Annotated in this window: 28 protein-coding genes; 20 read left to right on the forward strand and 8 right to left on the reverse strand. The window is 73.8% G+C overall.

The window, feature by feature from the left end; translation table 11 throughout:
- Nucleotides 1-122 precede the first annotated feature (122 nt).
- Nucleotides 123-419: an HU family DNA-binding protein gene (locus IEZ07_RS04050; RefSeq protein WP_068897587.1), complete on the forward strand. Its 297-nt coding sequence runs from the start codon at nucleotides 123-125 to the stop codon at nucleotides 417-419.
- 223 nt (nucleotides 420-642) lie between these two features.
- On the opposite strand, the gene IEZ07_RS04055 is transcribed toward IEZ07_RS04050, so the two are convergent.
- Nucleotides 643-846 carry a hypothetical protein gene (locus IEZ07_RS04055; protein ID WP_068897804.1) on the reverse strand — a complete coding sequence of 68 codons (204 nt, stop codon included), beginning with the start codon at nucleotides 844-846 and terminating at the stop codon, nucleotides 643-645.
- 133 nt (nucleotides 847-979) lie between these two features.
- Between IEZ07_RS04055 and IEZ07_RS04060 the strand changes: the two genes are divergently transcribed.
- Nucleotides 980-2,239, forward strand: a complete 1,260-nt coding sequence (locus IEZ07_RS04060) for an MFS transporter (RefSeq protein ID WP_239319447.1) — start codon at nucleotides 980-982, stop codon at nucleotides 2,237-2,239.
- Here the strand turns inward: IEZ07_RS04060 and cofC are convergent.
- Nucleotides 2,196-2,879 carry a 2-phospho-L-lactate guanylyltransferase gene (cofC, locus tag IEZ07_RS04065; RefSeq protein ID WP_191893554.1) on the reverse strand — a complete coding sequence of 228 codons (684 nt, stop codon included), beginning with the start codon at nucleotides 2,877-2,879 and terminating at the stop codon, nucleotides 2,196-2,198. The genes IEZ07_RS04060 and cofC overlap by 44 nt on opposite strands.
- 69 nt (nucleotides 2,880-2,948) lie before the next feature.
- Between cofC and IEZ07_RS04070 the strand changes: the two genes are divergently transcribed.
- The 4 genes from IEZ07_RS04070 to IEZ07_RS04085 are packed head-to-tail and all read left to right on the forward strand — an operon-like array spanning nucleotide 2,949 to nucleotide 7,073.
- Entirely contained in the window at nucleotides 2,949-3,674 is a 726-nt protein-coding gene (locus IEZ07_RS04070; RefSeq protein WP_191893555.1) for a lysophospholipid acyltransferase family protein, read from the forward strand.
- 20 nt (nucleotides 3,675-3,694) lie between these two features.
- Nucleotides 3,695-4,705 (forward strand): NAD(P)H-dependent glycerol-3-phosphate dehydrogenase, encoded by a 1,011-nt coding sequence (locus IEZ07_RS04075; protein WP_068897584.1) that lies wholly within the window; start codon nucleotides 3,695-3,697, stop codon nucleotides 4,703-4,705.
- Complete coding sequence (locus IEZ07_RS04080; protein WP_191893556.1) at nucleotides 4,702-5,913, forward strand: trans-sulfuration enzyme family protein; 1,212 nt, start codon at nucleotides 4,702-4,704, stop codon at nucleotides 5,911-5,913. The genes IEZ07_RS04075 and IEZ07_RS04080 overlap by 4 nt, the downstream gene beginning before the upstream one ends.
- 50 nt (nucleotides 5,914-5,963) lie before the next feature.
- A complete protein-coding gene (locus IEZ07_RS04085) occupies nucleotides 5,964-7,073 on the forward strand; it encodes a D-alanine--D-alanine ligase family protein (protein WP_191893557.1) in 1,110 nt (369 codons plus the stop codon).
- On the opposite strand, the gene IEZ07_RS04090 is transcribed toward IEZ07_RS04085, so the two are convergent.
- Together IEZ07_RS04090 and IEZ07_RS04095 are read right to left on the reverse strand one after the other, a co-directional pair.
- Entirely contained in the window at nucleotides 7,056-7,562 is a 507-nt protein-coding gene (locus IEZ07_RS04090; protein ID WP_191893558.1) for a DUF3515 family protein, read from the reverse strand. The two genes, IEZ07_RS04085 and IEZ07_RS04090, sit on opposite strands and share 18 nt — an antisense overlap.
- Before the next feature lie 15 nt (nucleotides 7,563-7,577).
- Nucleotides 7,578-7,811: an Lrp/AsnC family transcriptional regulator gene (locus IEZ07_RS04095; protein WP_068897581.1), complete on the reverse strand. Its 234-nt coding sequence runs from the start codon at nucleotides 7,809-7,811 to the stop codon at nucleotides 7,578-7,580.
- 51 nt (nucleotides 7,812-7,862) lie between these two features.
- Between IEZ07_RS04095 and IEZ07_RS04100 the strand changes: the two genes are divergently transcribed.
- From IEZ07_RS04100 to thiD, 3 genes are all read left to right on the forward strand, one after another.
- A complete protein-coding gene (locus IEZ07_RS04100) occupies nucleotides 7,863-8,852 on the forward strand; it encodes a thiamine-phosphate kinase (RefSeq protein WP_191893559.1) in 990 nt (329 codons plus the stop codon).
- A 97-nt stretch (nucleotides 8,853-8,949) separates the two neighbouring features.
- Nucleotides 8,950-9,705, forward strand: coding sequence for a hypothetical protein (locus tag IEZ07_RS04105; protein WP_191893560.1), 756 nt, complete (start codon nucleotides 8,950-8,952; stop codon nucleotides 9,703-9,705).
- Nucleotides 9,706-9,825: 120 nt separating this feature from the next.
- Nucleotides 9,826-10,623 (forward strand): bifunctional hydroxymethylpyrimidine kinase/phosphomethylpyrimidine kinase, encoded by a 798-nt coding sequence (gene thiD, locus IEZ07_RS04110; protein WP_153054276.1) that lies wholly within the window; start codon nucleotides 9,826-9,828, stop codon nucleotides 10,621-10,623.
- Between the two features lie 12 nt (nucleotides 10,624-10,635).
- On the opposite strand, the gene IEZ07_RS04115 is transcribed toward thiD, so the two are convergent.
- The 3 genes from IEZ07_RS04115 to rpmB form a co-directional block, all read right to left on the reverse strand.
- Nucleotides 10,636-11,070, reverse strand: coding sequence for a PIN domain-containing protein (locus tag IEZ07_RS04115; protein ID WP_191893561.1), 435 nt, complete (start codon nucleotides 11,068-11,070; stop codon nucleotides 10,636-10,638).
- Nucleotides 11,067-11,378, reverse strand: coding sequence for a hypothetical protein (locus tag IEZ07_RS04120; protein WP_191893562.1), 312 nt, complete (start codon nucleotides 11,376-11,378; stop codon nucleotides 11,067-11,069). The genes IEZ07_RS04115 and IEZ07_RS04120 overlap by 4 nt, the downstream gene beginning before the upstream one ends.
- 156 nt (nucleotides 11,379-11,534) lie before the next feature.
- Nucleotides 11,535-11,720: a 50S ribosomal protein L28 gene (gene rpmB / locus IEZ07_RS04125; protein ID WP_068897575.1), complete on the reverse strand. Its 186-nt coding sequence runs from the start codon at nucleotides 11,718-11,720 to the stop codon at nucleotides 11,535-11,537.
- A 285-nt stretch (nucleotides 11,721-12,005) separates the two neighbouring features.
- Here rpmB and fakA point away from each other — a divergent pair, with 285 nt between their 5' ends.
- From fakA to IEZ07_RS04175, 10 genes are all read left to right on the forward strand, one after another.
- Entirely contained in the window at nucleotides 12,006-13,592 is a 1,587-nt protein-coding gene (fakA, locus tag IEZ07_RS04130) for a DAK2 domain-containing protein (protein WP_191893563.1), read from the forward strand.
- Between the two features lie 69 nt (nucleotides 13,593-13,661).
- On the forward strand, nucleotides 13,662-15,833 hold the full coding sequence (gene recG / locus IEZ07_RS04135; protein ID WP_191893564.1) for an ATP-dependent DNA helicase RecG: 2,172 nt from the start codon (nucleotides 13,662-13,664) through the stop codon (nucleotides 15,831-15,833).
- Between the two features lie 409 nt (nucleotides 15,834-16,242).
- Nucleotides 16,243-16,812 carry a 16S rRNA (guanine(966)-N(2))-methyltransferase RsmD gene (gene rsmD / locus IEZ07_RS04140; protein WP_068897572.1) on the forward strand — a complete coding sequence of 190 codons (570 nt, stop codon included), beginning with the start codon at nucleotides 16,243-16,245 and terminating at the stop codon, nucleotides 16,810-16,812.
- A 15-nt stretch (nucleotides 16,813-16,827) separates the two neighbouring features.
- Nucleotides 16,828-17,304, forward strand: coding sequence for a pantetheine-phosphate adenylyltransferase (coaD, locus tag IEZ07_RS04145; protein ID WP_068897571.1), 477 nt, complete (start codon nucleotides 16,828-16,830; stop codon nucleotides 17,302-17,304).
- A 140-nt stretch (nucleotides 17,305-17,444) separates the two neighbouring features.
- Entirely contained in the window at nucleotides 17,445-17,996 is a 552-nt protein-coding gene (locus tag IEZ07_RS04150) for a YceD family protein (RefSeq protein WP_191893565.1), read from the forward strand.
- 1 nt (nucleotide 17,997) lies between these two features.
- Complete coding sequence (rpmF, locus tag IEZ07_RS04155; RefSeq protein WP_084008384.1) at nucleotides 17,998-18,177, forward strand: 50S ribosomal protein L32; 180 nt, start codon at nucleotides 17,998-18,000, stop codon at nucleotides 18,175-18,177.
- Between the two features lie 255 nt (nucleotides 18,178-18,432).
- Nucleotides 18,433-19,137, forward strand: a complete 705-nt coding sequence (gene rnc / locus IEZ07_RS04160) for a ribonuclease III (RefSeq protein WP_229798570.1) — start codon at nucleotides 18,433-18,435, stop codon at nucleotides 19,135-19,137.
- A gap of 25 nt (nucleotides 19,138-19,162) precedes the next feature.
- A complete protein-coding gene (gene mutM / locus IEZ07_RS04165; protein ID WP_191893566.1) occupies nucleotides 19,163-20,038 on the forward strand; it encodes a bifunctional DNA-formamidopyrimidine glycosylase/DNA-(apurinic or apyrimidinic site) lyase in 876 nt (291 codons plus the stop codon).
- The gene (locus IEZ07_RS04170) at nucleotides 20,035-20,310 is read left to right on the forward strand and encodes an acylphosphatase (RefSeq protein WP_191893567.1); all 276 of its coding nucleotides are present in this window, start codon (nucleotides 20,035-20,037) and stop codon (nucleotides 20,308-20,310) included. The genes mutM and IEZ07_RS04170 overlap by 4 nt, the downstream gene beginning before the upstream one ends.
- A gap of 188 nt (nucleotides 20,311-20,498) precedes the next feature.
- Nucleotides 20,499-20,693 carry a hypothetical protein gene (locus IEZ07_RS04175; RefSeq protein WP_068897566.1) on the forward strand — a complete coding sequence of 65 codons (195 nt, stop codon included), beginning with the start codon at nucleotides 20,499-20,501 and terminating at the stop codon, nucleotides 20,691-20,693.
- A 153-nt stretch (nucleotides 20,694-20,846) separates the two neighbouring features.
- Here the strand turns inward: IEZ07_RS04175 and IEZ07_RS04180 are convergent, their stop codons facing one another.
- Nucleotides 20,847-21,566: an alpha/beta hydrolase gene (locus tag IEZ07_RS04180; RefSeq protein ID WP_153054275.1), complete on the reverse strand. Its 720-nt coding sequence runs from the start codon at nucleotides 21,564-21,566 to the stop codon at nucleotides 20,847-20,849.
- Between the two features lie 310 nt (nucleotides 21,567-21,876).
- On the opposite strand from IEZ07_RS04180, the gene smc reads away from it, so the two are divergent.
- A complete protein-coding gene (smc, locus tag IEZ07_RS04185) occupies nucleotides 21,877-25,560 on the forward strand; it encodes a chromosome segregation protein SMC (RefSeq protein WP_191893568.1) in 3,684 nt (1,227 codons plus the stop codon).
- Nucleotides 25,561-25,564 lie beyond the last annotated feature (4 nt).

Below are 25,564 nucleotides of genomic sequence, written 5' to 3' on the forward strand. Positions count from 1 at the left end.
TAATTTCAAGCGGGTAAGGGGTCTCTCGCTCCACCTGAGACCCCTCTCGGCGACAAATCGGGTGAGACGGGCTTCCTGTCTTGAGACCCACTCCCGGACATCGGCAACAAGGGACAATCTTCATGAACAAGAAAGAACTCGTCGACGCCATCGCGGATCGGGTGGGCGACAAGAAGACGGCCACCGAGGCCGTGAACGCCGTGCTCGACACCATCCAGAAGGCCGTCGCCAGCGGCGACAAGGTCTCCATCACGGGTTTCGGCGCCTTCGAGATGGCGCACAAGCCGGCCCGCACGGCCCGGAACCCCTCGACGGGCGCCGAGATCAAGGTGGCCGAGAGCTGGGCGCCGAAGTTCCGCGCCGGCTCCGACTTCAAGGACCTCGTCAACGAGGGCGGCAAGAAGGCCGCCAAGAAGTAGCACCCGCAGCCAGGCGGCCTCCGCCGAGCGGCGGAATCGCACATCGGGCGCCCGGATCCCCGCGTGGGGCCGGGCGCTCGGCGTGTCCGGCGGGCGCGGCGTCCGGTGGCGGGACCGGGCGGATACGGAGGCCGCTCTCCTGCGCGCGGGCGCGATCGGGTGGCGCGCGCCCGCCGGGACGAGCAGCCCTCCGGCTCCCGCGCGCGGCCCGGTGGCGCGCGGGTCAGTCCGGCAGCGGGAACGTCGAGAGCGTCACGTAGGTGACCAGTCCGCCGTCCACGGAGATGTTGACCCGCTGACCCGGTCTCAGCAGCCGGAGCGGCCCGGCGTCGAACGCCTCGGCGCCGAACGGGACCTCGGTCCCGTCGTCCAGGAACACCGACCCGGACCGGGTCGCGGGGTCGAAGGTCCTCACCGTCGCCTGCACGCCCACCACCCTAACGCGGCCGGGTCCGGCCGCCTCACGGCTCCCGCCGGCCGTGCGGCGGAGCGCCTCCGTCCGCCGGCCGTACCGGAAAAGGGTTTGACCGGCGCATCGCGGGCGGCGATCATTCACGGCTGTGCGGACCGGGGACGAGCGGGCGGGGATGTGGCGGAACAGGTCGTTCCGGCTCTTCCTGGGCGCCGACGCGATCAGCCAGTTCGGCACCCAGGTCACCATCGTCGCCCTCCCGCTGGTCGCCCTGCTCACGCTGGAGGCGAGTCCTCTCCAGCTCGGCCTGCTCACCGCCGCGGAGACGGCCGCGTTCCTGCTCGTCGGGCTGCCCGCCGGCGTGTGGGTGGACCGGCTGCGGCGCCGTCCGATCATGATCTGGAGCGACCTGCTGCGGGGCGCCGCGCTGCTCTCCGTTCCGGCCGCCGTGCTCCTGGACGCGCTCACCCTGCCGCACCTGTACGCGGTCGCGCTGCTCATGGGCCTGGGATCGGTCTTCTTCGACGTCGCGCACATGAGCTTCCTGCCCTCCCTGGTCGGCCGGGACGACGTGCTGCGGGGCAACGGGGTCCTGGAGACGCTGCGCGGCGCGGCGGTGCTCTCCGGTCCCCCGCTGGGCGGCGGACTGGTGCACGCGGTGACCGCGCCGGTCGCCCTGCTCGCCGACGGCGTCAGCCACCTGGTCTCGGCGCTGCTGCTCGGCGGCGTGCGGGCGCAGGAGGACCCGGCGCCGGCCGGAGAGCGGCGACGGCTCCGGGAGGAGGTCGCCGAGGGGGTCCGGTACGTCGCCGGCCACCCGGTCCTGCGGCGTATCGCCCTGGTCGGCGCGCTGGTCATGCTCTCCAACGGCGTCTGGTCCGTCGCCCAGCCGTTCTTCCTGCTCAGGTTCCTCGGCGTCGATCCGGTGGGGTACGGCCTGCTCCTGGCGGCCGCACCCGCCGGCTGGCTGGCGGGCGCGTTCCTCGCCCCCCGCGCCGCCGCCCGCTCCGGCGCCGGCCCGGCGATGTACGGCGGAGCCGCACTGGCCGCCGCGGCCGTCCTGCTCGCCCCGCTGGCCGGCCCGGGATGGGCGCTGGCGCCGTTCGTCCTCGGCAACGCGCTCAACGGGGTGGGCGCGGCGGTGTTCAGCGTCAACCAGCTGAGCTACCGCCAGCGGATCACCCCGGAGCGCCTGCTCGGCCGGATGAACGCCAGCATGCGGTTCCTGATGTGGGGGGCGGCGCCGCTCGGCGGCCTGCTCGGCGGGGTGCTGGGGGAGCTGCTCGACGCCCGGACGGCCCTGTGGACCGCCGCGGCCGGCATCGCCCTGGCCCACCTGCCGGTGCTGACGTCCCGGGGGATCCTCAGTCTCCGGGAGGTCTCCGCTCCGGAGACCTCATCCCGATGAGCCAGGCCACCGCGCGGGTGCGCGGACCGGTGCCCAGGGCGAGGGCGGCGCGCAGGTCGCCGGGGGTGTCCACGTCCCGGCGCACCGAGTCGGCCCCCGTCAGGAAGAGCTCCTTCGCGCCGCGCCGCAGGTGGCGGTCGCGGGAGGCGCCGCCGAACCCCGGGGTGAACGGGACGCCGGGCCGCGTGCCGTAGAAGGTCGTGCCGACCTCGGCCGCGTCGGGCAGGAAGGCCTGGTCGAACTCGGCCGCGGCGGCCAGCACGAGCGCCAGCTCCGCGGGGCGCAGGGCCGGCAGGTCGGCCTGGAGCGCGCCGACCGCGTCACCGGGCGCCAGCCGTACGGCCTCGCCCGCGCCGTGGCGCAGCGCCGCGTTGAGCCCCGCCTCCGGGTCGCCGACCACGCGGGCGCCCACCCCGGCCAGCGCCTCGGCGGCCACCGGGTCGCCCGTCACCACCACGACGCGCGCGACGGGGCCGCAGCTCAGCGCGGCCTCGACGGTGTCGCAGGCGATCGCCACCGCCAGCGCGGCGCGGTGCGGGCCCGCGGCCTCGGACAGCCGGGTCTTGGCCGCCACCAGGGTCTTGACCGGGACGACGAGGGTCCAGTCCGGGCTCTCGGAAGGAGGCATACCCTTAAGCATCCCGTCTCGACAGCCTCCGGAGCCAACCGGAAGACTCGAGGTGTACCCCCCGAGCGTATGGAGGAGCGGATGAGACGCCCCGGATGGCCGACCAGGTTCTGGGTCGCGGTGGCCGTCGTGATCGTCAAACCGATCTCGTGGCTCCTGGTGAAGAAGGAGTGGCGGCACGCGGAGCGGTTGCCGCGCGAAGGCGCGATCATCATGGTGACCAACCACCTGTCGTGGGTGGACCCCTTCCTGGTCGCGCACTTCCTGTACGACCACGGGCGCTGGCCGGTGGTCCTGGCCAAGTCCGGGCTCTTCTCGGTGCCGGTGATCGGCCGCATGGTGCGGGCGATGCGGGCGATCCCCGTCTACCGGGGCAGCGCGGACGCGGCCCGCTCGCTGGAGGCGTCCCGGGAGCGGATCGACGAGGGGGCGTGCGTGATGTTCTACCCCGAGGGCACCTGCACCCGCGATCCGGACTTCTGGCCCATGGAGGGCAAGACGGGCGCGGCGCGGCTGGCCCTGGAGACCGGGGTGCCGGTGATCCCGGTGGCGCACTGGGGCGCGCAGGAGATCCTGCCCTACGGCAGCAGGCGGCCCCGCCTCCTGCCTCGCAAGACGTTCCGCGTACAGGTCGGGCCCCCGGTGGACCTGTCGAAGTACCGTGAAGGGCTCGGCGGGCGGCCGCCCGGGGCCGAGACGCTGCGCGCGGCGACCGCCGACATCATGGCGGCGATCACGGCCCAGCTGGCCGAGCTGCGCGGGCGGAAGGCGCCTGCCGCCCCGTTCAAGAAGCCCTCTCACGGCTGACTTCGGCGTACGGTGATGAAATGACCAAGGCTGCCGTGTTCGGGACGGGTTCATGGGGCACGACTTTCGCGATGATCCTCGCCGGGGCGGGCACCCGGACGACCCTGTGGGGCAGGCGCCCGGAGATCGTCGAGGCGATCGACCGCCGCCACGAGAACCCCGACTACCTGCCGGGTACGGCCCTGCCCGAGACGCTGCGCGCCACCACCGAGCCGGCCGAGGCGCTCGACGGCGCCGACTTCGTGGTGCTCGCCGTGCCCTCGCAGACCCTGCGCGGCAACCTGACCGCCTGGAAGCCGGACCTGCCGGACGACGCGGTCCTGGTGAGCCTGATGAAGGGCATCGAGCTCGGCACCACCAAGCGGATGAGCGAGGTGATCTGCGAGGTCGCCGAGGTTCCGGCGGAGCGGGTCGCGGTGGTGTCGGGTCCCAACCTGGTCGGCGAGATCGTCCGCGGCCAGCCCGCCGCGACGGTGGTCGCCTGCCCCGACGAGGGGGCCATGGAGCGGCTGCAGGCGGCCTGCCACCTGCCGCCGTGGTTCCGCCCCTACACCAACCCCGACGTGGTGGGTGTGGAGCTCGGCGGGGCGGTCAAGAACGTCATCGCGCTCGCCGTCGGGGTCTCGGCGGGCATGGGGATGGGCGACAACGTCAGCGCGATGCTCATGACGCGCGGGCTGGCGGAGATCTCCCGGCTCGGCGCGGCGCTCGGCGCCGACCCGCACACGTTCGCGGGGCTGGCGGGGATGGGCGACCTGGTGGCGACCTGTACCTCACCGTTGTCCCGGAACCGCACCTTCGGTGAGAATCTGGGACGGGGCATGACCCTGGCCGAGGTCGTCGCCGCCACCAAGCAGACCGCAGAGGGCGTCAAGTCCTGCGAGTCGGTCCTCGAACTGGCCAGAAAGCACGACGTGGAGATGCCGATCACCGAGGTCGTGGTGGCCGTCGTCCATGACGGCATGCCCCCCCGCGAGGCCGCGATGCTGCTGATGTCGCGGACCCCCAAACCCGAACGGTACGGCGTGTGAACCGCCCCGCACGCCGGCAGCGGGGCGAGAACACCCGCTCGGCGCACCTGCCGGCCCCGGCGGGCCCTCCGGGCAGCCCTCTCGGCCTGCCGGTGTGGCGCAGCTCCGCGTGGAGCCGCACCGGCCCGCCCGGCGGCCCGGAGGCGACGGGGGAGGACGCCGCCGACCGCGTCGACAACCCGACCACCGCCGCCTTCGCCGCGGCCGTCGCCTCCCTGGAGGGCGCGGCCGCGCCCGAGGACGTCGCGGGCCAGGCCTTCGCCTCGGGGACGGCCGCGGTCAACGCGGTGCTGATGACCTTCCTGCGCTCGGGGGCGCACGTCGTCGCCCCCGCCCAGGTCCACGACCGGACCCACTCGCTGATCACGAACGTGCTGTCCAGGTTCGGGGTGAGCGCGGACTTCGTCGACTACGCCGATCTCGGCCGGGTGGGCGCGGCGGTCCGGCGGAGCACGAAGATCATATACGCGGAGACGCTCTCCACCCCGTCGGCGGCCGTGGCCGACGTCCGCGGCCTCTACCGGATCGCCCGCTCCGCCGGAGCCCTCCTGGTGGTCGACTCGACCTTCGCCACGCCGGTCGTGTGCCGCCCCCTGGAGCACGGCGCCGACCTCGTGGTCCACTCCGCGACCACCTACCTCGGGGGGCACGACGACTGCACCGGCGGCGTCGTCGTGGGCCGTCCCGACCTGATCGCCCGGCTCCGCCGGGTCCGCGTCGACACGGGGGCCGAACTCTCCCCGGACGACGCCTTCCTGCTCCGCCGGGGCCTGGAGACGCTGCCGCTGCGGGTGCGCCGCATGTGCTCCACCGCGATGGTGTTCGCCGCGGCCGTGGCCAAGCACCCCGCCGTCCACCGGGTCGACTACCCCGGCCTCCCCGGGCACCCCGGCCACCGGCTCGCCAGGCACCTGTTCGACTCCGGCCCGGAGGGCACCCGGTACGGCGCCTGCGTGACGGTGACCCCGCACGGTGGTCACGACGCGGGGGTACGGCTGGCCGGCGCGCTCAGGCTGGTCTCGCCCGCCTCCTCGGCGGGCGGCACGCGCACCAAGGCCGTGTGCACCGCCTCCCTCGGCCGCCGATCCGGCGAGGACGCGGGGGGCGACGCGGGGGCCGTGCGCTTCTCGATCGGGCTGGAGGACGCCGAGGATCTCATCGTGGACGTCACCAGGGCGCTCGACTCCCTGCTCGCTTCGGGGAGATAGGCGCGCCTGACAACCGGATTCACCTCCCAGAGGGGGTACATTCGGTCATCATGAGCGAGCAGCACACACCTCGGCCGCGGGTGGCGATCCTCTTCGGCGGCCGCAACTCCGAGCACGCCGTCTCCATCCTCGGAGCGGGCAGCGTGCTGGAGGTGATCGACCGGTCCAGATACGAGGTGATCCCCATCGGGATCGCCCGGGACGGGCGGTGGGTGCTCGCCTCCGGCGACCAGCGCTACGCGATCGAGGGCGGCGAACTGCCGTCCGTGGACGCCCGGGGGGCCGAGCTCGTGCTGCCGTCCGGCGACGGCCCGCTGGTGGCCCGCGACGCCTCCAGCGTCCCGGTCGAGCTCGGGCGGGTGGACGTGGTCTTCCCGGTCATGCACGGCCCGTTCGCCGAGGACGGCACCATCCAGGGCCTGCTCGAGATGGCGGGGGTCCGCTACGTCGGCTCCGGCGTGCTGGCCAGCGCGGTCGGCATGGACAAGGCCTACATGAAGATGGTGCTGGCGGCCTCGGGCCTGCCCGTGGGCCCGTACGTCACGATCCGCGACCGCGACTGGCGGGTGGACCGGGACCGGGTCCTCAAGGAGGTCCAGGAGCTGGGCTGGCCGGTCTTCGTCAAGCCGGCCCGGGCGGGGTCGAGCCAGGGCATCTCCAAGGCCTCGGACCTCGAGGAGCTGGAGCGCGCCGTCGAGCTGGCCCGGGAGCACGACCCCAAGGTGCTGGTCGAGGCCGCGATCACCGGCAGGGAGATCGAGTGCGCCGTGCTGGAGTCCCTGGGGGACGAGCCGCCGCAGGCCAGCCTCCCGGGGGAGATCCTGGTCCACGGCGACCACGAGTTCTACGACTTCGAGGCCAAGTACGTTGGGGACGACATGTCCCTGGTCGTGCCGGCGGACCTGTCCGGCGGGCTGACCGAGGACCTGCGGGCCATGGCCGTGCGGGCGTTCGAGGCGCTGGGCTGCGAGGGGCTGGCCCGGGTCGACTTCTTCTGCACCGACGACGGCAGGCTGCTGCTCAACGAGATCAACACGATGCCGGGCTTCACCGCGATGTCGGCCGCGCCGCAGCTGTGGGAGGCCACCGGCCTGCCGTACGCCGAGCTGGTCGACCGGCTGATCCGGCTCGCCCTGGAGCGCTCACCCGGTCTGCGGTAGCGCCGCCTTGACGGGGACCGCGAGCTCGACCAGCACGCTCTCCGGAGCGTGCGCGCGGGAGATCGTCACCTCGACGTAGGCCGCCCGCCCGATCGCGGTGAACAACGCGGGCCGGGCGGGGTCGGCGAACCACGCCACGTCGTCGACCACCGGCACCTGGTCGGTGGCGGCCATGTTCGCCGGGCGCGGCACCCCGCAGCGCAGCCCGATCTCGCCGGCCCCCCAGACCGCGACGTACGGCGACGGGGGGTCCGACTCGGTCCGCTCGGCGCCGTCGAGCACCTGGGGCAGGCGCCCGGCGAGCGCACGGCACGCGGCGGCGGCCGGCGGCTCCGGCGAGGGCGGGTCCATGCGGACCGCCCCGCCGCATCCCGCCAGGGCCAGCAGGGCGCAGGCCCAGCCGGCCCGGCGGGCGAAGCCGGGAGACCGGTCGGTCCCGCGGGTGGAGCGGGGAGACCGCTCGACCCGGCGGGCGAACCGGAGAGACATGCGTCTTCCCGCGGGTCAGATGTGCACGATGGGGCAGGTGAGGGTCCGCGTGATCCCCTCCACCGCCTGGATCTGCGCCACCACGAGTTTGCCGAGCTCGTCCACGTTCCGGGCCTCCGCGCGCACGATCACGTCGTAGGGGCCGGTGACGTCCTCGGCCTGCGTGACGCCGGAGATCGAGGAGATCTGGCGCGCGACGTCCGCGGCCTTGCCGACTTCGGTCTGGATAAGGATGTAGGCCTGCACCATCACGTCCTCCCGGGCGATTGGATCAGTACCGGAGGGCAACCGTACCCTGTGATGAACGGGAGGTGCGTCATCACAGTCGGAGATCTCGGCGAATTCGGAATCGTTGCGCGTATTGCCGGACGCTTGCCGCAGGGCCGGACCGTCCTGCTCGGCCCGGGGGACGACGCCGCGCTGGTGGGTGCGCCCGACGGACGGGTCGTCGTCACAACGGACTTACTGCTTGAGAATAGACATTTCCGTCTTGACTGGTCTAGTGCCTACGATATCGGGCGTAAAGCCGCAGCTCAGAACCTCGCCGACGTCGTCGCGATGGGGGCGGTCCCCACCGGCGTCGTGGTGGGCCTCGGCCTGCCCGCCACCACCGCCGCCCGCTGGCTGGACGACCTCGCCGACGGCTTCCGGGACGAGTGCGACCTGGTCGGGGCGAGCGTCGTGGGCGGCGACACCACCCGCTGCGACCTGGTGGTGATCGGCGTGACGGCCCTCGGCGACCTGGGCGGGCGCACGCCGGTCACGCGTTCGGGGGCCCGCCCCGGCGACGTGGTCGCGGTGGCGGGGCGCCTCGGCCACGCCGCGGCCGGGCTCGCCCTGCTCCAGGCCGGCCGCGCCGGGGGCGCCGGACCCGGCGATCCGGCCCCGGCGGAGCTGGAGACCCTGGTGGACGCCCACCGCCGCCCGCGGCCGCCCTATCCGTGCGGGGTCCAGGCCGCCGAACTGGGCGCGACCGCGATGCTGGACGTCAGCGACGGGCTCCTGCAGGACCTGGGGCACATCGCCGAGGCCGGCGGCGTGGGCGTCGCGCTCGACCTCTCGGCCTTCACCGTTCCCGAAGAGCTGGAGACCGCGGCCCGCCTGCTCGGCGCCGACCCGCTGGACTGGGTGCTCACCGGCGGAGAGGACCACGCCCTGGCCGCGACCTTCCCCGGCGGCGTACGGCTCCCGCCTGCCTGGACGGAGATCGGGCGCGTGACGGAGGGCGAGGGGGTCGAAGCCGGAGACAGGACCTCGGAGCACCGCGGCTGGGATCATTTCCGGACGTGACATCTGTCACCGGCCGGTGCATCGGCGAAAATTGTGACAGATCTTTACCGAAATGGTAGGAAGATTGGCGGTCGACGTCCTGCGAGAACGAGGTGCCATGGGTAGTCACGAGCCGGCGGCGGAGGACGCCCTCCACCGTGGCGGGCGACCCGAGCCCGCGGACGCGCCGATCGGGCGCAGGCTCCGTCCGGAGCAGTCGGCGACCGGCGACGTCCTCCCGGCGCCGGAGGACCGCGTGGACTCCGGCCCCGCGGAGGCGGACCGGACCGGCGGGCGGTGGCGCCTCGGGGCGCCGGTCAAGGTGGCGGCGCTGACGGTCGCCGCCGCGGCCGCGATGCTGGGCGGGACCGCGGCCGGCGTCCAGGCGTGGAAGGACTCGGCCGGGCCGCTCTTCGGCTGCTCGACCGGGGAGTGCCCGACGGCGGGCCCCGAGGGAGATGCCGCCGAGCCCGGGGAACCCGACCCCGGGGAGGAGCCCCCGCGGCCGGAGCGGTCCTCGACCGCTGCCCCGTCGCCGTCCCCGTCTCCCGAGGAGACGACCGGCCGCCCGGGGGCGAGCCGCACCCCGAAGGCCCGTCCCGCCGCGCAGGAGCCCACCCGGCGTCCCCGGGGGACGGGATCGGCGTCCGGCGGCGACGAGGAGGCCCGGAAGCAGGACCTGTCCGCGGGAAGGCCGGGCACGCCCCGCGAAGAGACCCCCACGCGGACCGCCGCTCCCACGCCCACGCAGACCGCCGCTCCCACGCCCACGCAGGCGCCCTCGACCGCTCCGCCCCCCGACTCCGGGAACGGGGACCGACCTGGGATCCCGCTCCCGCTCCCGCTCCCTCTTCCGCTGGACGGGAAGGGCTGAGGGCCGCCCCGGCGACCCGTGTCCCAGGCGGGCCGTGCCGCGGTGCCGAACCCGCGTGGCGGCCGCCCGCCGGGGGACACGGCGCCACGGAATCCGGCGGAAGCTGGTTGGATGAGGTCCATGACCGTTTCGTCCCCTCCCCGCGTGCTGACCGTCGCCGGCTCCGACTCCGGCGGTGGCGCGGGCATCCAGGCCGACCTGAAGACCATGCTGGCCCTCGGCGTGCACGGCATGAGCGTCATCGCCGCGGTGACGGCGCAGAACTCACTGGGCGTGCAGGGCTACTGGGAGCTCCCGCCCGAGGCGGTACGGGCCCAGCTCGACTCGGTGCTCGGCGACATCGGGGCCCAGGCCGTCAAGACGGGGATGCTGGCCTCGGCGGTGCTCGTGGAGACCGTCGCCGAGGCGCTGTCCGGGGTGGACGCGCCGGTCGTGGTGGATCCGGTCGGCGTCTCCAAGCACGGGGACGCCCTGCTGGCGCCCGAAGCCGTGGAGACCGTCAAGTCCCGGCTGCTGCCCGTGGCCACGGTCGTCACCCCCAACCTCTGGGAGGTATCCCAGCTCACCGGGGTGAAGGTCGAGGACGAGAGGGACCTGCGCCGGGCCGCGGACGCGATCCTGGCGCTCGGTCCCGCCTGGGCACTGGTCAAGGGCGGCCACCTGCCGGGCGCCCCGGTGGACCTGCTCACCGACGGCGACCGGGAGTTCCGCTTCACCGCGGAACGCCACGACAACCGGCACACCCACGGCACGGGCTGTACCCTGGCCTCGGCGGTGGCCTCCTGGCTGGCCCTCGGCGAGGACGTCCCGTCCGCGGTGGGGAAGGCCAAGGAGTACGTCACCGGAGCGATCGCCCGGGGGTTCGCGCTGGGCGCGGGCATCGGCCCGGTGGACCACGCCTGGCGGCAGCGCGCCTGACGGGACCCGTTCTCAGACGTCGATGATCACGCGGTCCAGCGCGCCGTCGACGCGGGTGATGCCGTCGCGGTCGCCGGTGAGCACGATGGCGTCGACGACCCCCGAAGGGGAGCTGCGGGCGCACAGGGCGACGTTCACGTCGACCACGTCGTCATGGCCGCACTCGCCGATCTTCCGACCGATCTCCATGGCGCGCTCCGGGGTCAGCTCGTCGATCACCAGCGAGCCGTGGCGGATCCGCCGGGCGCGGTTGAACGCCGCGGCCAGCCGTACCCGGCGGGTCCCGTCCCGGCCGGCCTCGGCCAGCACCGTGCGGGGCACGACGCCCTCCAGCTCGCCCGCGAGGATCCGCTCCAGGGCCTCGATCACGTCGGGGTTGCCCCGTTCGAGCCCGACGAGGGCCCCGGTGTCGAACACGAAGCGCCGCAGGCCGGCGGGGCGCGTCACGCCGTCCGCCCCCTTCTGGCCGGCTCGGTCTCCTGGACCGTGCACAGGGCGTCGACGGCCTCGTCGATCCGCTTCCTGCTCTCCGCGGTCGGCGGGCCGAACTCCGTCCTGAGGTCGGCGACGAGCGCGGACAGCTCCGCCCGGCTGCGCTGGTGCTCGACGACCTCCGCGATCAACCCGGAGATGGAGGGGGCCCGGCCGGCCCTGACCTCGGACTGCATCCACCGGTACAGGTCATCGGGGAGGTCGACGCCGATCTTCTTGGTCATGTCGCGTACGTTGCCGCGAGGGAAGCAGGTGATGGTCACGCTGTGACGATAGAGAGTCACGGTCCGTGCGGTGGACGGGTTGCGAAAACATGTTCACCGCCAGCGGTTCCGTTGAACCGGCGGTCCGTCCTCCGGGAAAGCCGACAGCCCGCCGCCCCTCGGCGGAGGGGCGGCGGGCTGTGCGGAGAGCCTGGGCTAGCGGGTGACCTTGCCGGCCTTGATGCAGGAGGTGCACACGTTCAGCCGCTTCGGCGTGCCGTTCACGACCGCGCGCACGGGCTGGATGTTCGGGCTCCAGCTGCGACGGGTGCGGCGGTGCGAGTGGGAGACGTTGTTGCCGAAGATCGGCTTCTTAGCGCAAACGTCGCAGACGGAAGCCACGGTTCGCTCCTTATATCAGTCGAGAGACCCGATCCGCTGGGCGGTCATCGGGCATGCCGGGACGACCGGCTGGCCAAACGAGGATATCCGATGCCTGACCGTGCGTGCCAACGCGAGCTGCCACGACTGGCCGAACGGGGATAATCTCCGAAAGGCAACCGTAGCGCATCCGGGCGGCCGCGGCGGCGGACCGCGTCCGGAGGCGGGCGCGCCGGTCGTGCCCCGCAGGGAGGCGCGACCGCCGGGGACGAGGGGCGAACGCGCCCGCAGGCACGGAGGGCAGGCATGCTGCAGGTTCTCGACCCGCCGGCGGTCCGGCGGTGGTCATGGCTGGCCGCGGAGACGCTGGGCCGGGCCAGGGAGGAGATCGACGCCCTCAACGTCTTCCCCGTGCCCGACGGCGACACCGGCACCAACCTCCACCTGACCATGCTCTCGGCGGCCGAGGCGCTGGACGGGCTGCCCGGCGACGCCGACGCGGCCACGACCTGGCGGACCCTCGCCCAGGGCGCCTTGCTCGGCGCGCGGGGTAACTCGGGGGTCATCGTCAGCCAGGCGCTCCGCGGCCTCGCCGAGGTGCTGAGGACGGCCGAGGGCGGCGGCGCGGATCTCGGCCGCGGTCTGGCCAGGGCCGCGGAGCTGGCGCGCGGCGCGGTGGAGCGGCCGGTCGAGGGCACGCTGCTGAGCGTGCTCGGCGCGGCGGCCTCCGCCGTGCGCGACCTGTCCGGCGACCTCGCCTCGGTGGCCGCGAGGGCCGCGCAGGAGGCCCGCGCCGCGCTCCGGCGCACCCCGGACCAACTGGAGGTGCTGTCCCGCAACGGCGTGGTGGACGCGGGCGCGGCGGGCCTGACGCTCATCCTGGAGAGCCTCGCCGCGGTGGTGACCGGCTCCTACGCCGAGCGGCCCGACGTCCCCGCGCCGGTCCGCAGGGTCGTGCCGGGGCCGGAGGAGCCGCACCGGCCCGAGGGGCACCCGGGCTACGAGGTCATGTACCTGCTGGACGCCGGCGACGAGGCCGTGGAGACCCTGCGCGGCGAGCTGGACGCGCTCGGCGACTCGCTGGTCGTCGTGGGCGGGGACGGTCTGTGGAACGTGCACGTGCACGTGGAGGACGCGGGAGCGGCGATCGAGGCCGCCCTGCGGGCCGGCGGCAGGCCGCACCGGATCAGGGTGACCTATCTGGCCGGGTCCGGCCGGACGCACCCGGCCGCGGGCGGGCGGGGCGTGGTGGCGGTGGCGGCGGGGCCCGCCCTGGGCGAGGTGTTCGAGCGTTCGGGAGCCGTCGTGGTCCGGCGCGAGCCGGGCTCCAGCCCGTCCCTGGCCGCGGTGCTAGCCGCGATCCGGGGGGCGGGCACGGAGGTCGTGGTCCTGCCCAACGACAGCGGGGCGCGCGAGGTCGCGGCGGCCGCCGCCGAGATCGCTCGCGAGGAGGGGCTCGCGGTGAGCGTCCTGCCCACCCGGGCGTCGGTGCAGGGCCTGGCGGCGCTGGCCGTCCACGACCCGCTGCGGCGGTTCGACGACGACGTGGTCGCGATGACCGAGGCGGCCGCGCACACCCGCCACGGGCACGTGTGGGTGGCCGACCGCGAGGTCATGACGAGCGCGGGGCTGATCCGGCCCGGGGCCGTGCTCGGCGTGATCGACGGGGACGCCGCCCTGGTCGGCGCGGACCTGGTGGAGACCGCGCTGGAGGTCGTCGGCCGGATGGTGTCCTCCAGCAGCGAGCTGGTCACCCTGCTGGAGGGCGCGGACGCGCCCGCCGGGCTGGCGCAGGCCGTACAGGATCGTCTGGCCGAGACCCGGCCGGACATCGAGGTCGTCCGCTACGGGGGAGGGCAGGGCGGTTACCCGCTGCTCGTCGGGGTCGAGTGAGCCGGGCCGGAGGAGGCGGGAAGGCGGATGCGGGTGAATTCTGTCGCCCGGAGGCGGTAGAAAGCTGGCGTGACGAGCTTCGACGAGCCGACGGGCAAGGTGCTGGACCCCCGCACGGCCAAGCTGCTGGAGAGCGTCCTGGACCTGCGGACCGTCGGCGACCTGCTCCGGCACTACCCGCGGCGCTACGCCCAGCGGGGCGAGCTGACCGACCTCGACGACCTGCGGGTCGACGAGCACGTCACGGTGGTGGGCGAGGTCACCAGGGTGATGCGCAAGCCGATGCGCAACAAGGGCGGCACCTGGCTGGAGGTCGAGGTCGTCGACGGCCGCCGGAGCAAGATCTACCTGTCGTTCTTCGGCAAGGCCTCGCACATCGCCGAGACGCGGCTGCGCCCGGGCGCCCGGGGCATGTTCGCCGGGAAGGTCGGCGCGTTCGGCCAGGGCGAGCGGCGCAAGTGGCAGCTCTCCCACCCCGAGTTCGAGATGATCGACGAGGCCGAGCGCGACGCGGGGGAGTTCGCCGCGGCGCTGGTGCCGATCTACCCGGCGGGCAAGGACGTGACGCCCTGGGCGCTGCGGCGGGCCCTGGGCGTGGTCCTCGACACCATGGGCTCCCTGGAGGACCCCCTCCCGGAGGACCTGCGCGCCCGGCACGGGCTGCCGGGCCTGACCGAGGCGCTGCTGGCGATCCACCGGCCGCGCGACCACGCCGACGTGAGCCGGGCGCGCAAGCGGCTCAGGTTCGACGAGGCGTTCCTGCTCCAGGCCGTGCTGCTGCAGCGGAAGATGGCCGCCGCCGCCTGGTCGGCGACGCCCCGGCCGCGGCGCGGCGACGGGCTGCTGGCCGACTTCGACGGGCGGCTGCCGTTCCGGCTCACCGAGGGGCAGCAGAGCGTGGGCGAGGAGATCGCCGCCGACCTGGCCCTCGACCACCCGATGCACCGGCTGCTCCAGGGCGAGGTCGGCGCGGGCAAGACCGTGGTGGCGCTGCGGGCCATGCTCCAGGTGGTCGACGCCGGCGGCCAGGCCGTGCTGCTCGCCCCCACCGAGGTGCTCGCCCAGCAGCACCACCGGTCGATCACCGCCATGCTCGGCGACCTGGCCGCCGGCGGCATGTTCGGCGGCACCGCGGTCGCCCTGCTGACCGGCTCGCTCGGCGCCGCGGCCCGCCGGGCGGCGATGCTCGACGCGGCCTCCGGGACGGCCGGGATCGTGGTCGGCACCCACGCCGTGCTCCAGGAACGGGTCCAGTTCGCCGACCTGGGGCTGGTCGTGGTCGACGAGCAGCACCGCTTCGGCGTGGAGCAGCGCGACGCGCTGCGCGAGAAGGCGGGGGGCGGGCGCCCGCACGTCCTGGTCATGACCGCCACCCCGATCCCGCGCACGGTCGCCATGACCGTCTTCGGCGACCTGACCGTCTCCACGCTCTCGCAGCTGCCCTCCGGCCGCGCCCCGATCACCACGCACGTGGTCCCCGTCGCGGAGAAGCCGCACTTCCTGGACCGCGCCTGGGTCCGGGTGCGTGAGGAGATCGAGCTCGGTCGGCAGGCCTACGTCGTGTGCCCGCGCATCGGCGACCTGGAGGGCGACGAGGGCGACCTGGCCAAGGCGGACGACGAGCGCCGGCCGCCGCTGGCGGTGCTGGACGTGGCGGCGACCCTCGCCGACGGGCCGCTGAAGGGACTGCGCACCGCCGTGCTCCACGGCAAGCTGCCGCCGGAGGAGAAGGACGCCGTGATGCGGGCCTTCGCCCGCGGCGAGGTCGACGTCCTGGTGGCGACCACGGTCATCGAGGTCGGCGTGGACGTGCCGAACTCGTCGGTCATGGTGATCATGGATGCCGACCGCTTCGGCGTCTCCCAGCTCCACCAGCTCCGCGGCCGTGTCGGCCGGGGCGGCCTGCCGGGCCTGTGCCTCCTGGTGAGCGAGGCGCCGCAGGGCACCCCCGCGCGCGAGCGGCTCGACGCGGTCGCCTCGACCCTGGACGGCTTCGAGCTGTCCCGGGTGGACCTGGAGCAGCGCAGGGAGGGTGACGTGCTGGGTGTGGCCCAGTCGGGCCGCAGGTCGTCGCTGAAGATGCTCCGGCTGCTCCGGGACGAGGACGTCATCCAGGCCGCCCGGGACGAGGCGGAGGCGATGCTGGCGGCCGATCCGGACCTGGCCGGGCACCCGGTCCTGCGGGCGGAGATCGACCGGCTGCTCGCCGACGAGCGGGCGGAGTACCTCGAGAAGGCGTGACGGGGAGTGCCCGGTGCGGCGGTCGCCGAGGTGGTGCCCCGGTCCCGTGCGGTGGTCGGTGGAGGTGCTCCCCGTGCGGTGGTCGCCGGTGCCGGAACCCGATCGCCGGGTCAACGCCCGAACGCCCAGTTGCGGGGACGGCCTCCCCCCGAATGCCGTCCCCGCCTGGGCCCATCTCTCGGGTCAGGTGCCGAGAGTACCGGCGTGCGGAAGGGCTCACGATCACGCCGGCCGGCCTTCCCCTGGGTCACTCGAAGGCCGCAGGACTCATCTTGCAGGGCGGCGGGACCCGAGGGAACGACCCTTGCGCTTTCGTCGCCGTCCCTTGCCCACTCTTGACCGGGATCGACCGGCGAAAACCCTCTGACCTGCGGTTATGTGTTCGGCTGCGACACGGGACAATGGACGGGTGAGTCGAGTCATCGCAGGTGTCGCAGGGGGAAGAAGGCTGGCCGTGCCGCCGGGGAACCGGACCCGGCCGACGAGCGACCGGGCCAGGGAGGGGATCTTCTCCACGGTGGGCTCGCTGCTCGGCCCGCTGGACGGCACCCGGGTGCTGGACCTGTACGCCGGGTCCGGCGCGATCGGGCTGGAGGCGCTGTCGCGTGGGGCGGACCACGCGCTACTGGTCGAGTCCGACGCCAGGGCGGTCAGGACGATCAGGGAGAACATCGCCTCCCTCGGGCTGCCGGGCGCCGAACTCGCCGCCGACCGGGTGGAGCGGGTGCTCGCCCGGGGCGCCGCCGAGCCGTACGACCTCGTCTTCGCCGACCCGCCCTACGCGGTGACGGCCGAGGAGGTCGACGCGGTGCTGGAGCGCCTGCGCGACGGCGGGTGGCTCGCTCCGGACGCGCTGGTCGCGGTGGAACGGGAGAGCCGGGGGAAGGACCTGGTCTGGCCGGCCGGATACGAAGAGGAGAGGGTCCGTCGTTACGGCGAAGCGTCCGTTTGGTACGGTCGCGCCGCCGGGAATCCGTAAACCTGGGGGTTCGCCTTGCGTCGCGTCGTCTGTCCGGGGTCGTTCGACCCCGTCACCAACGGTCATCTGGACATCATCGGCCGGGCCTCCCGGCAGTACGACGAGGTCGTCGTCGCAGTCCTGATCAACATCGAGAAGAAGAGCCTGTTCACGGTCGAGGAGCGCATCGAGATGCTCCAGGCCGTGACGAAGGAGTACGGCAACGTGCGCGTGGACAAGTTCCACGGCCTGCTGGTGGACTACTGCAGGCAGCAGGAGATCCCAGCGATCGTCAAGGGACTGCGCGCGGTCAGCGACTTCGACTACGAGCTGCAGCAGGCCCAGCTGAACTACCGGATGTCCGGGGTCGAGACGCTGTTCATGGCGACCGGTCCCGAGGTGTCCTTCCTGTCGTCCAGCCGGATCAAGGAGATCGTCCGGTACGGCGGGAGCGTGGCCGGGCTGGTCCCCGATCTCGTCCAGGACCTGCTGGTCGAGCGGCTCAGGGGCTGACGGGGGGCCGGGTGGCCCGGTGCCGGCCCGCGCCGCGGAGTGCGGGGGGCGAGGGCTCGCGAAGCAGACTCCGACCCCTGGTATTCTCTTATTTCGGCCTTGCACGACGGCGGTGATTCGCCATGCCTGATGAGAGCGGAATGACTCTGCACCTTGATCCTCGCGCCCCCTGGGTGGTCTCCACCCACGAACTGGGGCGGCGTCCGGGGGCCATGAAGCAGCTGCACCTGACTCTTCCGGCACCGGCGGAGACCGGCGTCGACATGATCGGCGTCCCCAAGGACGCCGATGTCGAGCTGGACATCCGGCTTGAGTCGGTCATGGAAGGCGTGCTCGTCACGGGCACGGCGCGGTCCCCGCTGCGGGGGGAGTGCGCACGGTGCCTGGAGCCGGTCACCTCGGAGAACGAGGTGTCGTTCCAGGAGCTGTACTTCTACTCGGCTGAGGATGCAGCCGAGGACGACCTTCTCCTCGACGGTGACCTGCTCGACCTCGAACCGGTGTTCCGCGACGCGGTGGTGCTCACACTGCCGTTGAGCCCGCTGTGCAGTGAGGACTGCGCCGGGCTCTGCACGGAGTGCGGGGTCAGGCTGGCTGATGCCGAGCCTGGCCACGGGCACGAGGTGATCGACGCCCGCTGGGCGAAGTTGCAAGGTCTGGTTCCGGAACATAACAACGATCAGGAGAGCTGACGTGGCTGTCCCCAAGCGCAAAATGTCGCGGAGCAACACTCGCTCCCGCCGGTCGCAGTGGAAGGCCGCCGCGGTTTCGCTCGTGAGCTGCCCCCAGTGCCGCTCGCCGAAGCGTCCGCACATGGTGTGCCCGACCTGCGGCACCTACAACCGCCGTCAGGTGATCGAGCCCTCCGCCTGATCGCATTCTGACCGACGGACGCCGGCCGGGAGCGCTTCGCTCCCGGCCGGCGTCACCGTCCGCCCGCCAGTGCGATGGCGGTCCACCCGCGGCCGTGGTGGACGCCGGGGTCCGCGGTCACGCGTACCCTCCCGGCGCCCACCACGTCTTCGGAGTATCCGGACGATCTCTCGTCTCGCCTCTTCGCCATCGCGCATTCGATCGACCGTCGTGCGAGGAGAAGAAGACGTGGCAGCAAGCGTGAAGCCGGTGGCCGTGGAGGCCGTGCGGGACGAGCTGGAAGAGATCCTGTCCGTGCGGCTGGACGCGGCGATCCTGGAGCGGGCGCTGACCCACCGCTCCTACGCCTACGAGAACGGCGGCCTGCCCACCAACGAGCGCCTGGAGTTCCTCGGCGACTCGGTGCTGGGTCTCGTCGTCACCGACACCCTCTACCGCAACCACCCCGACCTGCCCGAGGGCCAGCTGGCCAAGCTGCGGGCCGCCGTGGTCAACATGCGCGCCCTCGCCGACGTGGCGCGCGGCCTGGGCCTGGGCCGGTTCCTGCGGCTCGGCCGCGGCGAGGAGGGCACCGGGGGGCGCGACAAGTCCTCGATCCTCGCCGACACCCTCGAGGCGCTGATCGGCTCGGTCTACGTGGACAAGGGCCTGGACGAGTCGTTCCGGGTCGTCCACCTGCTCTTCGACCCCCTCATCGCCCACTCGGCCTCGCTGGGCGCGGGGCTCGACTGGAAGACCTCCCTGCAGGAGCTGACGGCCTCGGAGTCGCTCGGCGTGCCCGAGTACCACGTCGCGGAGAGCGGCCCGGACCACGCCAAGTCCTTCAGCGCGGTCGTCCGCCTGGGCGGCGAGGAGTACGGCTCGGGCGCCGGGCGCTCGAAGAAGGAGGCCGAGCAGCAGGCCGCCGAGGCCGCATGGAACCGCATCAGGACCGACCGGGACGCGCGCGAGGCGAGCTGAGACCGGTCGGCGGGAAGGGACGCGCATGCCCGAGTTGCCCGAGGTCGAGGTCGTCCGGCGGGGCCTGGAGCGCTGGGTCGCCGGGCGGACCGTCGCCCGGGCCGAGGTGCTCCACCCGCGGGCGGTCCGGCGCCACGTCCCGGGCGCGGAGGAGTTCGCCGCCCGGCTGGCGGGCCGCACGATCGGCTCGGCCGAGCGCCGGGGCAAGTACCTCTGGCTCCCGCTGGACGGCTCCGACGCGATCCTGGCGCACCTCGGGATGAGCGGCCAGCTGCTGGTGGTCGAGCCGGACGCGGCCCCCGAGCGCCACCTGCGCATCCGGCTGGGATTCGCCGACGGCGGCCCCGAACTCCGCTTCGTCGACCAGCGCACCTTCGGGCACGTGCTGGTCGCCCCGATGACCCTCCGGCTGCCGCGGTGGGTGCCGGAGCCCATCGCGCACATCGCGGCGGACCCCTTCGAGGCCGAGTTCGACGACGAGCTGTTCACCATCGGCCTGCGGCGCAGGCGGACCGAGGTCAAGCGGGCGCTGCTGGACCAGTCGCTGATCAGCGGGGTCGGGAACATCTACGCCGACGAGGCGCTCTGGAGGGCCCGGCTGCACGGCACGCGGCCCGCGGACACGCTGACCCGGCCGAAGATCGCGGAACTGCTGGCGGCCGCCCGCGAGGTGATGAGCGAGGCCCTGGCGGAGGGCGGCACATCTTTCGACAGTCTCTACGTGAATGTCAATGGCGAGAGCGGCTACTTCGAGCGGTCACTCGCCGTGTACGGCAGGCGCGGCCTGCCCTGCCGGAGGTGCGGCGCCCCGATCGTCCGGGAGTCGTTCATGAACCGCTCCTCCTACAGCTGCCCCCGCTGCCAGCCTCCCCCGCGGCGGTCCCGGAAGATGGGGGCATGACGGAGGTACGGCTGACCGCATGGGTCAGGGGCAAGGTGCAGGGCGTGGGTTTCCGCTGGTGGACGCGGGCGCGGGCGCTGGAGCTCGGCCTGGCCGGCTGGGCGAGGAACACCGACGACGGCCGGGTGGAGGTCGTGGCCGAAGGGCCGGAGAAGGCGGCCGGCGAACTGCTGGAGCTGCTCCGGGGCGGCGGGACCCCCGGCCGGGTGGACACGGTCGTGGAGCGCTGGAGCGAGGCGAGAGAAAATCTATCCGGTTTCGTGGAGCGCTGACACTTCCCTTGAAACGCCTTAATGGGGTATATTTAGCTGTCGAGAGTGTCCACAGGTGCATCCATGCGGAGTGTTCAACTTGACCGTCTCCCTCACCGGTGCGACTCTTGATAGGAACCACGCGCACCCCTCCCGCGGCAAGAAGTGCGCGAACCAGTCTGGTCACTCAGCGTGGAGGACCCTTAACCATGGCGAAGGCTCTACTCGGCCACGTCGGCGGTCCTGACCCTCGGATGGTCTCGGAAATGCGTCGCCTTCAGCAGCGCATCCGCGACCTCGAGGCAGAGCTCACCCGGCTCCAGGCCCAGAACGACGAACTCGCGGCAGGCAACCGCGAAGAGGCGTTCCCCCGCCTGCAGGATCGCGAGCCGGCTCTCACCTAGGGCCCTTCTCCTGAACCTTCGCCCGTCGGGGCGGCGGATCCGAGTCGGATCCGGCGCGGATGTGCGGGGTTCAGGGACGGGTTCCCGAGGCCGGCGCGGAGCAACACCTGTCCAGGGACGCCTCAACGGGGCGTCCCTTGTCATTTCCCTCCATCATCCGCCTTCTCGGAGGTGGATGTGGCGTGAGACGAAGGCCAGTTGCTCGGGCAGGACCCGGCGGCGGTAGGCCGCGTTGTGGCATCCGCCGGAGATCCCGCCCTCGGCCGTCGCGCCCAGTGCCCTCAGGCCTTTCAGCATCGTCTCGGTCTGCCTGGCCCAGCCGTCGCGGTCGCCGCAGCCCAGCCAGACGGGGATGTCCACCAGCTCGCGCAGCGGCGCCTGCGCCGTCGTGATGGCCGGTGCGACCGCCACGACCACGGCCACCTTCTTCTCGCCCAGCTCGGCGGCGAGGCGGAGCGCTCCGGCACCCCCGGCCGACCAGCCCATCAGCCCGATCCGGTCGGTGTCCAGTCCGCAGTCGCGCAGGTAGGGCAGGAGCCGCCCCTCGATGTCCGCCGAGGGCCAGTCGTCGATCGAGGCCACCGCGAAGCGCGCGCCCCCCGCTGCCAGATAGCGGTCCACCGCGTAGAGCTCGAACGGGGTCAGCGCGTCACCCGCGGCCCCGTGCAGCATGACCACCACCGGGATCCTGCCCCGGGTGGCCGGAGGGATGCCGATCACCACCCTGCGGTCGTCCATCGTGCTGCGCTGCAGCGTGCCCGGCGGCACCTCGGGAGGGTCGGGCATCCTGCCGCACCTGATCTGCCCGTAGGCCTTCCGGACGCCGTCCGGCCCGGCCATCACGGCGGTGGCGCCGAGGCCGAGCAGCGCCAAGCCGCCGGTGATCATAAAACTTCGTCTTCTAAGCGGATTTTCCCTGTTCTGGGGGGGTAGTGGCGCTCCCCGCTCGCCGCGCTCCACGTCCATGCAGGGCACCATAAGCCGTGCATGGGCGGGCGCGGGCGAAGAACGGTAGTCTTCCCCGCTAAGGGCCCGCCGCCGGCCCGGATCGGGTGCCGGTGCCGTGGCTCCGTGTGGCCCCGCGAGGTCCCGCGAGGTCCCGGGGACGCCGGGGCGCCGACCCGGCCTCCGCACCGGGACCTCCGGCCGATGATCCGCGCAGACCAGGGACGAGGGGGTTTCCATGTATTTGAAGACTCTCACCCTGCGCGGCTTCAAGTCCTTCGCCTCGGCGACCACGCTCCGCTTCGAGCCGGGCATCACCGCCGTCGTCGGCCCCAACGGCTCGGGCAAGTCCAACGTGGTCGACGCCCTGGCCTGGGTCATGGGCGAGCACAGCGCCAAGTCCCTGCGCGGCGGCAAGATGGAGGACGTCATCTTCGCCGGGACCTCCTCGCGGGCCCCGCTGGGCCGCGCCGAGGTGACGCTCACCATCGACAACACCGACGGCGCCCTGCCGATCGACTACACCGAGGTCACCATCAGCCGCCTGATGTTCCGGGGCGGCCAGAGCGAGTACGCCATCAACGGCGACACCTGCCGTCTCCTCGACATCCAGGAGCTGCTGTCGGACTCCGGGATCGGCCGCGAGATGCACGTCATCGTCGGCCAGGGCCAGCTCGACCAGGTCCTGCACGCCGGCCCCGAGGACCGCAGGGCGTTCATCGAGGAGGCCGCCGGCGTCCTGAAGCATCGCAAGCGCAAGGAGAAGGCGCTGCGCAAACTGGACGCGATGCAGGCCAATATGACCCGCGTCCAGGACCTCACCACCGAGCTGCGCCGCCAGCTCAAGCCGCTGGGCCGCCAGGCGGAGATCGCCCGCAGGGCCGCCGTGATCCAGGCCGACCTCCGGGACGCGCGGCTGCGCCTGCTCGCCGACGACGTGCTCACCCTGCGGACCGCGCTGGAGCGTGAGGCCGCAGACGAGGCCGCGGTCCTGGCGCGCCGCAGAGCCGTGGAGGCGGAGCTGGAGCAGGGCCAGCGCGACGAGACCGAGCTGGAGGCCGCCGAGGCCGAGGCCCAGCCGCGCCTGGCCGCCGCGCAGGAGACCTACTTCCGGCTCTCCTCGATCCGCGACCGGCTGCGGGGCCTGGCCGGGCTGGCCGCCGAGCGGCACCGGCACGCCGCCGACACGGGCGTGGAACGGCGCGGACGTGATCCGGAGGACCTCGAGCGCGAGGCGGAGGAGGTCCGCGAGCAGGAGCGGGTCCTGGCCGAGCTGCTGGAGCAGGAGCAGGAGGCGCTGGCCCGGGAGGTGGCCCGGCGGGCCGAGGCCGAGGGCGCGCTCGCCGCGGAGGAGCGGAGACTGGCCGCCGAGGCGCGCGCCGCGGCCGACCGGCGCGAGGGACTGGCCCGGCTCCGGGGGCAGGTCGGCGCGGCGCGCAGCCGTACCGAGGCGGCCGCCGAGGAGATCGGCCGGCTGACCCGCTCGCTCACCGAGGCCGAGCACCGGGCCGAGCTGGCCCGGGCCGAGCGCGACGGCCAGGAGCAGGCCGATCCGACGGCCGACCCCGCGCTGGCCGAGGAGCTGGAGATCGCGCTGGAGGCCGTGGAATCGGCCGGACTGGCGGTCGAGGCGGCCAAGGCCGCGGCCGATGAGGCCCGGGCGGCCGTCGGGGGGCCGAACGCGGCGCTGAGCGCGGCCGGAGCCGCCCTGGCGGCCGCGCGCACCGCCGACCAGGAGGCGCAGCGCCAGGTCGCCGCGCTGGAGGCGAGGTTCGAGGCGCTGGAGCTGAGCCTGGCCAAGGGCACGGACGGCGGTGCGGCGCTGCTGGCCGCCGGTGGACCCGGCACCGGGGTGCTCGGCCCGGTCGCCACGCTGCTGACCGTCCGCCCGGGCGCGGAGGCGGCCGTGGCCGCGGTGCTCGGCGCCGCGGCCGAGGCCGTCGCGGTGGGGTCGCTCCAGTCCGCGGTGGACGCCATGGAGCTTCTGCGGGCCACCGGTCAGGGGCAGGCGTCCCTGGTCATCGCCGCCGAGGGACCCTGCCCGCCGGCCGGTCCGGTGCCGGTGGCGGGCGCGGAGTGGGCCGCCGACCTGGTGGACGCTCCGGAGGAGCTGCGGGCGGCCGTCGCCGCGCTGCTGACGGACGTGCTCGTCGTCGACGACCTGCAGACGGCCGGGAAGGCGGTCGAGCAGCGCCCCGGACTGCGGGCCGTCACCCGTTCCGGCGACGTGCTGGGCGCCTACGCGGCCCGGGGTGGTTCCGAGCCGGGATCGTCGGCCCTGGCGGTGCGGGCCGCGCTGGACGAGGCCGCGTCCGACCTGGCCGGGGCCCGGGTGGCGGCCGAGCGGGCCGCGGCGGTCATGGAGGAGGCGGCGCAGGCCGAGGAGGAGGCGCGGCTCGCCGTGGAGGCCGCGCGCGCCCGGGCGGCGGAGGCCCAGACGGGCGTGCAGACCGCCCAGGCCGGGGTCAACGCGGCGCAGGCCGCGCTGGACCAGGTCCGGAGCAGGCAGCGCGACGCCGACCAGCGGGCCGCGGCGGCGGCCCGGCGGCTCGCCCAGCTCGATGCGGCGGCGCAGGCCGCCCGCGACGAGTGCCTGCGGCTGGCCGAGGGCGTGCGGGCCGCCGAGGAGGCGCGCGGGCGGGGCATGGCCGAGCTGGCGGAGCTGGAGGAGCGGCTGGCCGCCGCCGCGGACGCCGCGGATGTGGAGGACGAGCCGTCCACGGCGGTCCGCGACGAGCTCGCCGAGCTCTGCGCGGAGGCCCGGCAGACCGAGATGGAGGCCCGCCTGGCCGTACGGACGGCCGAGGAGCGGGTCAAGGGCATCGCGGGCCGGGCCGAAGGGCTGGTGCGGGCGGCGGCGCGGGAGCGCGAGGAGCGCGCCAGGGCGGCCGAGCTCCGGGAGCGCCGGCGCCGGCAGGCGGAGGCGGCCGCGGCGGTCGTGCGGGGCGCGGAGTCGGCCCTGCGCGCGCTGGAGGCCTCGATCGCCGCGGCCGCGGTCCAGCGCGACGAGGCCGAGCAGGCCCGCGGCCGGATCGACGCCTCGCTCAGGTCCGTCCGCGCCCGGGTCCGGGAGCTCTCCGCGGAGCTCGACAAGCTGGTCAACCGGGTGCACGGCAGCGAGATGGCCAGGACCGAGCAGCGGCTGCGCCTGGAGCAGCTGCAGACCCGCGCGGTGGAGGAGTACGGCGTCGAGCCGGACGTCCTCATCGCCGAGTACGGCCCCGGCGAGCCGGTCCCGTCGGCCGACGGCGAGCCGGCGCCGTACGACCGGCAGGAGCAGGAGAAGCGGGCCAGGGCGGCCGAACGGCAGATGGCGCAGCTGGGCAAGGTGAACCCGCTGGCGCTGGAGGAGTTCGCGGCGCTGGAGGAGCGGCACGCGTTCCTCACCTCGCAGCTGGAGGACCTCAAGAAGACCCGCCGGGACCTGCTGCTGGTGGTCAAGGAGGTCGACGAGCGGGTCGAGCAGGTCTTCTCGGCCGCCTACGCCGACGTGGCCAGGGAGTTCCAGACGATCTTCGGCAGGGTCTTCCCCGGCGGGGAGGGCCGGCTGCTGCTCACCGACCCCGAGGACATGCTGACCACGGGGGTCGAGGTCGAGGCGCGCCCGCCGGGCAAGAAGGTCAAGCGCCTGTCGCTGCTGTCGGGCGGCGAGCGCTCGCTGACCGCGGTGGCGTTCCTGGTGGCCATCTTCAAGGCGCGGCCCTCGCCGTTCTACGTGATGGACGAGGTCGAGGCGGCCCTGGACGACACCAACACCCAGCGGCTGCTGACCCTCTTCGAGGAGCTGCGGGAGACCTCCCAGCTCATCGTCATCACCCACCAGAAGCGGACCATGGAGATCGCCGACGCGCTGTACGGCGTGTCGATGCGCGGCGACGGCGTCACCCAGGTCATCAGCCAGCGGCTGAAGGCCGAAGCCTGATCCC

The sequence above is a fragment of the Planomonospora parontospora genome (genome assembly GCA_014647935.1).
GTDB classification, from domain to species: Bacteria; Actinomycetota; Actinomycetes; order Streptosporangiales; family Streptosporangiaceae; genus Planomonospora; species Planomonospora parontospora.